9 protein-coding genes are annotated in these 5,876 nt (G+C 68.0%); all 9 read left to right on the top strand.

Annotated elements, in window-relative coordinates:
- Positions 1–101: 101 nt before the first annotated feature.
- The 9 genes from G6R25_RS20460 (at position 102) to G6R25_RS20425 (ending at position 5,843) form a co-directional block, all read left to right on the top strand.
- On the top strand, positions 102–353 hold the full coding sequence (locus G6R25_RS20460; protein ID WP_161983094.1) for a hypothetical protein: 252 nt from the start codon (positions 102–104) through the stop codon (positions 351–353).
- Complete coding sequence (locus tag G6R25_RS20455; RefSeq protein ID WP_161983093.1) at positions 350–766, top strand: GAF domain-containing protein; 417 nt, start codon at positions 350–352, stop codon at positions 764–766. Before G6R25_RS20460 ends, G6R25_RS20455 begins: the two co-directional genes overlap by 4 nt.
- A gap of 44 nt (positions 767–810) precedes the next feature.
- Positions 811–1,224: a helix-turn-helix transcriptional regulator gene (locus G6R25_RS20450; protein WP_235826418.1), complete on the top strand. Its 414-nt coding sequence runs from the start codon at positions 811–813 to the stop codon at positions 1,222–1,224.
- Positions 1,225–1,460: 236 nt separating this feature from the next.
- Positions 1,461–1,820 carry a hypothetical protein gene (locus G6R25_RS31970; RefSeq protein WP_235826417.1) on the top strand — a complete coding sequence of 120 codons (360 nt, stop codon included), beginning with the start codon at positions 1,461–1,463 and terminating at the stop codon, positions 1,818–1,820.
- Complete coding sequence (locus G6R25_RS20445) at positions 1,798–2,787, top strand: cytochrome P450 (protein ID WP_235949245.1); 990 nt, start codon at positions 1,798–1,800, stop codon at positions 2,785–2,787. The genes G6R25_RS31970 and G6R25_RS20445 overlap by 23 nt, the downstream gene beginning before the upstream one ends.
- Positions 2,784–2,999 carry an FAD-dependent oxidoreductase gene (locus G6R25_RS20440; protein ID WP_136449668.1) on the top strand — a complete coding sequence of 72 codons (216 nt, stop codon included), beginning with the start codon at positions 2,784–2,786 and terminating at the stop codon, positions 2,997–2,999. The genes G6R25_RS20445 and G6R25_RS20440 overlap by 4 nt, the downstream gene beginning before the upstream one ends.
- Before the next feature lie 35 nt (positions 3,000–3,034).
- Complete coding sequence (locus G6R25_RS20435; protein WP_136449667.1) at positions 3,035–3,355, top strand: 2Fe-2S iron-sulfur cluster-binding protein; 321 nt, start codon at positions 3,035–3,037, stop codon at positions 3,353–3,355.
- 62 nt (positions 3,356–3,417) lie between these two features.
- Positions 3,418–4,551, top strand: a complete 1,134-nt coding sequence (locus G6R25_RS20430; RefSeq protein WP_163554230.1) for an alcohol dehydrogenase catalytic domain-containing protein — start codon at positions 3,418–3,420, stop codon at positions 4,549–4,551.
- Positions 4,552–5,000: 449 nt separating this feature from the next.
- A complete protein-coding gene (locus G6R25_RS20425) occupies positions 5,001–5,843 on the top strand; it encodes a hypothetical protein (protein WP_163554229.1) in 843 nt (280 codons plus the stop codon).
- Positions 5,844–5,876: the final 33 nt, after the last annotated feature.

Below are 5,876 nucleotides of genomic sequence, written 5' to 3'. Positions count from 1 at the left end.
GGACACTCACACCCCGCAACAATTACCCAACCTCACAAATCGTTGCCGGGAATGGCTCAATATCCGTCTTTCACTTAGATTTCCCGGTTCCCCGTTACGGTGTGGCCGACCCCGAACAGGTCCTCCAGGCGCTGACCGAAGCGTCAGCGGCGGTGCGGGCCGCCGCCGAGCTGCGGCCGGACCTGGCCGCAGCCGCCGAGGTCGCCGCGAACGAGTTCGCGGCCGCCCGGCTGGATCTCGTCAGCTGGACGGCGCTGCGCGGGCGGGGGCCCCCGCGCTGCTCGCCCGGGTGCTGCAGCGGTTCCGAGGGGCCACGACGGTCGCCGAGCTCGCTGAGCTCATCCCGCACTTGACGGTCGAGTTGGGCTACGACCGAGCCCTGTTGTCCTGGGTTCGGCACGGCCGGTGGATTCCCTGCGCGGCCCGCACCCGCAGCGACCCGGGCGAGGCGGTGGCCATCGTGGCTGCCGGGCGCACCCCGGCCTACCGGCGTATCCACGACCTGCTCGAAGACGAGGTCGTGCGTACCTGTTCGACGATTCTGGTTCGCGATGTCCAGAGCAATCCACGTGTGCACGCCCAGCTGCTGGCGGCCACCCGGTGGCGGTCCTACGTCGCCGCCCCGCTGGTGTTGCGGGACCAGGTGGTGGGCCTGCTGCACGTCGATCGCAATACCGAGACCGGCGTGATGGACGAGTTCGACCGTGACCTGTTCACTCTGCTGGCCGCGGGGCTCGCCCCCCCCTGGAGTGGGTCCAGACGCTGAGGGACCTGGAAACCGTCCGGGAGACCGTCGAAGGTCACACCGCGGTGTTGCATGACCTGATGGGACGACTCGGGAACGAGCGGGACCACCTCGCGGCCGACTCCGGCGTCGGTTCTGTCTCCGTCCCGCCGCCCGGCCCGGTGCGCCGCGATGTCGCGTGGGCGTCACGCCCGGCTCGCCGGTTCCCCGATTTGCCGGATGCCGATGCGTGGGCCGGGTTGACCCGCCGGGAGGAGCAGGTCCTGCGGCTGGTCGCGGAGGGCCTGACCAACGCGCAGATCGGCGAGCGCCTCTTCGTCACCGAGGCGACTGTCAAGTCGCATGTCAAGAGCATGATGCGCAAGCTCGGCGTGGCAACCCGTTCCGAGGCCGGCGCCGCGTATTACCACGGGACGGACCGAGCCTTCGTGCTCCAGGCGATGGACAGGCCGAGGGGACAGAAATCCCACTCGTTCTAGGACGCATATCTGGGCCTTGTCTGCCGGTCGGCGCGTTTGGTCCGTACCCGCTCCCGGCTGCATAACCGAGTGTTTCTGTCGGTGAGTGGTTGGTCACCCAGCGTCGGATGGGGAGAAAAGCCTCCCTTAAGAGTGATGCGGACCATGTGACTCGGTTCACATGATGGGGCGCATCCCGCCGGATGAAGCCGTCAGACCGAGCGGCCGGCTCAGTCGCCCCGACGCAGGAGCGCCCCATGACCATTACCGAGTCCACGTCGACCGTCAGCGTCCCGGATGAGATCGCACGCCGGGTAGTGCTGCCCGAAGGACACCGGGACGACGGCCCGCTCTTCGCGGCCTACCAGTGGCTGCGGGAGCACGCGCCGCTGGCGAAGGTCCACGTCGAGGGCTACGACCCGCTCTGGCTCGTGTCCAAGCACGCGGACATCATGGAGATCGAGAAGCAGCCGGCGATCTTTACCAGCGGCGGCGGTGACGAGCCGGGCTCGCACAACCCGATCCTGCAGAACCAGGCCGGCGACGGCTTCACCCGGTCCCTGACCGGGGGAAGCCTGCGGATCCTCGAGGCGGGTGACCTACCTCGACCCGCCTGAGCACACGATGGTCAAGGACATCGCGAACGAATGGTTCCGGCCCGCCTCCCTGAAGAAGTGGGAGGACCGCATCCGGGAGCTGGCCCGGCAGGCGATCGCCGAGCGGCTACGCCCGGGCGTCAACGAGCTCGACGTCGTCGGCGACTTCGCGCTGTTCTACCCGCTCCACGTGGTGATGTCGCTGTTCGGGGTCCCGGCCGAGGACGAGCCCCGAATGATGGCCCTCACCCAGGAGTTCTTCGGCACCGCCGACCCCGAAGCGCAGCGGGAGGACGTCGCCGCGCTGACCCCCGAGGCGGCGGCGCAGCAATGGTCGGCGACGATCCGCGACTTCTACGCCTACTTCGACCTTCTCGTGGAGTCGCGGCGGGCCGAGCCGAAGGACGATCTGGCCTCCATCATCGCGAACGCGCGCCGGCCGGACGGTGAGTTCTTTGCGAAGGAGGTCTCGTACGGCTGGTTCGTCGCGATCTCCACCGCCGGGCACGACACCACATCGAGCACGCTGGCCGGCATCCTCGAGGCGCTGGCCCACCGCCCGGAGCAGTTCGCCCGGGTCAGGGCCAACCCGGCGCTGGTGCCCGACCTCGTCAACGAGGGGCTGCGCTGGGTGTCTCCGGTGAAGCACTTCGCCCGGCAGGCGACTCAGGACTACGTGCTGCGGGGGCAGCAGATCACCAAGGGCGACCGGTTCATGCTGCTCTACCAGTCGGCGAACCGGGACACCGACATCTTCGACGCGTCCGACGAGTTCCGCCTCGACCGGAAGCCGAACCGGCACATCGCGTTCGGCTACGGCCCGCACATGTGCATCGGCCAGCACCTGGCCAAGCAGGAACTGCGGATCATGCTGGAGGAGCTGCTTCCCCGCCTGACGTCGATCGAGGTCGTTGGCGACCGCAGGGTCGTCCAGACCAACTTCGTCGGCGGGCTGCGCCGGCTCCCGATCCGCCTGGATCTGGGTTGACCGGCGGGCGCGCCCGCGTCGTCGTCATCGCCGGGGCCGGCCACGCGGGCGGGACGTTCGCCGCGCTCCTGCGCCAGGCCGGGTTCGCCGGCGAGGTGCTCGTCCTCGGCGACGAGCCGGACCCGCCCTACCACCGGCCGCCCCTGTCGAAGGAGTTCCTCGACGGGCCGATCGAGAAATGGTTGCGCGAGCCGGGCTTCTACGCCGCGTGAGCTGATTCCCACCTGACGAAGAGAAAGAAACCCGCATGCCCGCGATCACCTACGTCCTGCCGGATGGGACCGAGAAGGTCGTCAACGTCCCGGTCGGACTTTCGATCATGGATGGATCGGTCCGTAACAACCTGCCGGGCATCGTCGCCGAATGCGGCGGCGGCTGCTCGTGCGCCACCTGTCACGTGCACCTCGACGCGGCGACCCGCGCGCTGTTCGACGACCCCGTCAGCGAGGAGACCGAACTCCTGGAGTTCCTCGATGGCGCCGACGAGGACTCGCGGCTGTCCTGCCAGCTGATCATTACCGAGGCCTGCGACGGGATCAGGGCGAACGTCGTCGACTCCAGCGCCTGACGCGGCATCGGACAACACCGAAGAAGAACAACGGCCGAGCAGCCGACGCGCTCGTCGCGGGACTGCGAAACAGGAGGAACGCCGCGAAGATCACAGCCGCGGTACTCGAAAAACTTGGCTCGGACTTCGAGATCAAGGAGCTCGACCTGGCCGGCCCCGGTCCCGGGGAGGTACTCATCGAGGTGGCGGGGGTCGGGTTGTGTCACACCGACCTGGCCGTCGCGCACGGCCACCTGCCCTTCCCGTTCCCCTCCGTCGTCGGTCACGAGGGCAGCGGAACCGTTGTCGCGGTGGGGGAGGGCGTCACCAAGGTCGCGCCCGGGGACCGGGTCGCGGCCAGCTTCAACAGCTGCGGCGCCTGCCCGGAGTGCCTGGCCGGTTCCCCGGTGTACTGCGTCCGGTTCATGGAGCTCAACTTCAGCGGGGTGGGTGGCGCCGGCACGACTCCCCTGCACGACGGCGCGGCCGACGTGGGCGGCAACTTCTTCGGCCAGTCGTCGTTCGCCACCCACGCGCTGGCCCACGAGATCAACGTCGTGAAGGTTCCCGACGGCATCCCGCTGGAGCTGGTCGGACCGCTCGGCTGCGGGATCCAGACCGGCGCCGGCGCGGTGCTCAACTCCCTGAACTGCCCCGCCGGTTCGTCGCTGCTGGTCACCGGGGGCGGTTCGGTGGGCCTGTCGGCGGTCATGGCGGCGGCTCGCGGGCTGGCGACGATCATCGTCGTCGAGCCGGTGGCCGCCCGTCGGCGGCTCGCGCTTGAGCTCGGCGCGACCCATGCGGTCGACCCCGCCGCGGGCGACGTCGCCGAACAGGTCCGGGCGATCATCCCCGCGGGGGTCAAGTACGCCGTCGACACGACGGCCGCCGCCCCGGTCATCACCGCCGTGCTTGCCTCGCTCGCCCAGCAGGGGCGGTTCGGCATGGTCGGCGTACCGGCGGACCCGACGGCGACGCTGTCGGTGAACCTCATCGAGATGCAGGCCCGAGGCCTGTCGTTTACCGGAATCGTTGAGGGCGACAGCAATCCGGACGTCTTCATTCCGGAACTCATTGACATGTACAAGAAGGGTGCGTTTCCGTTCGACCGGATCATTACCACGATGCCTTTCAAGGAAATCAACGAGGCGGTCGAGGCGCAGGCCCGGGGCGAGGTCATCAAGGTCGTCCTGGTGCACGGCTCCGGCATCGGGTGAGCGTATTCAGGTCACCGAGGCGGCGACGGAAGAGAACGTCTCCGGAACGGTCGGCGTCAACGGCTACGTCAACGACCCGGCCTGACCAAGGTTTCCCCCACCCGATCGGGCTGGTCCGAGATCAGGCCCGGCGCCGATCCTTGAGCCCACAGATAGCGGGCGCGATCACATGTGCGGTGACTTTCCCTCTAGGAGTTCCGTTGACTTTCACCCCGAACTCGCCGGCGCGTCTGACGGTGAGCGAGAGAATCGAACGCGCATGCGTGACGTGTGTTCCGTTAGGCGTGCTCCTCATGTTCGTGGGCCTGTTGACCGCCGGTTACATCCCGGCGGTCCCCGCCGACTATTCCGCAACGGAGGTCGCCGCGTTCTACCGGGACGGCACGAACCTCATCCGGCTCGGAATCGTCCTGACGCTGATCGGGTTCATGGTGTGGGGTCCGCTGATCGTGGTGATCACCCGGCAGATGCTGCGTATCCGGCCCGAGCAGAAGGCGCTGGCCTATCTTCAGTTCGGGGCCGGCCTGGCGGCCTGGCAGTTTCTGCTGGTGCCGCTGCTCGTGCTGGCCGCCGCCACGTTCCGGCCGGAACGCAACCCGGAAGTCAAACAGGCGCTGCACGACCTGGGCTGGATCATGCCGTTCATGCCGTTCGTCCTGCAAAGCTTCGCCATCGCCCTGGCCGTGCTGCTGGACACCGGGCCGACACCGGTCTTTCCCCGCTGGCTGGCCTACTTCAATCTGCTGGAATGCTTCCTCTTCCTGCCGGCGATGCTGTTGACGTTCTTCAAGACCGGACCGTTCGCCTACCATGGGCTGCTGGTGTTCTGGGTTCCCCTGGGCGTGTTCGGCCTGTGGATGCTCGTGATGGCCTGGGGACCCACCGGGCGATCGTCGGCGATCAGCAGCTGGCCCGGCGGCTTGACGGTGTCGCGAGCGTGCATGCTGCCTGAGCGGTCGGCGCCCGTGCAACCATCCTCGTCGGCGGTGCGGCTCGAGGCTCCCGAGTCGCACCCTCGCACGGGGCATGTGCCGGGGGCGGCCGGCGTCTGGGTTCTGCTACTCGGCGAGATGTCGATGTTCGGGCTGTTTTTCGGGATTTTCATGGACGCCCGGGCCGGGGATCGGGAGCTGTTCGCCCGGTCACAGCAGAATCTGAGCGTCACGATCGGCCTCGTCAACACGGTCGTTCTGCTCGCGAGTTCGTTGTTCGTCGTGCAGGGTGTCCGTGTGGCCCGGGGCGGTGAGGCCGGACGGGCATCACGGTTCGTAACTGGTCAGGTATTTGTTTGATCTTGGGTTAGCTGGTTGCGGGCATCCAGGGGC

It is taken from the genome of Candidatus Frankia alpina (assembly GCF_902806485.1).
Classification (GTDB): domain Bacteria; phylum Actinomycetota; class Actinomycetes; order Frankiales; family Frankiaceae; genus Frankia; species Frankia alpina.
This window is presented reverse-complemented; position numbering and strand designations above follow the sequence as displayed.

Coding starts and splice junctions, on each gene's coding strand:
- G6R25_RS31970 (WP_235826417.1), top strand. CDS start 1,461: ATGACCATTACCGAGTCCACGTCGACCGTCAGCGTCCCGGATGAGATC.
- G6R25_RS20435 (WP_136449667.1), top strand. CDS start 3,035: ATGCCCGCGATCACCTACGTCCTGCCGGATGGGACCGAGAAGGTCGTC.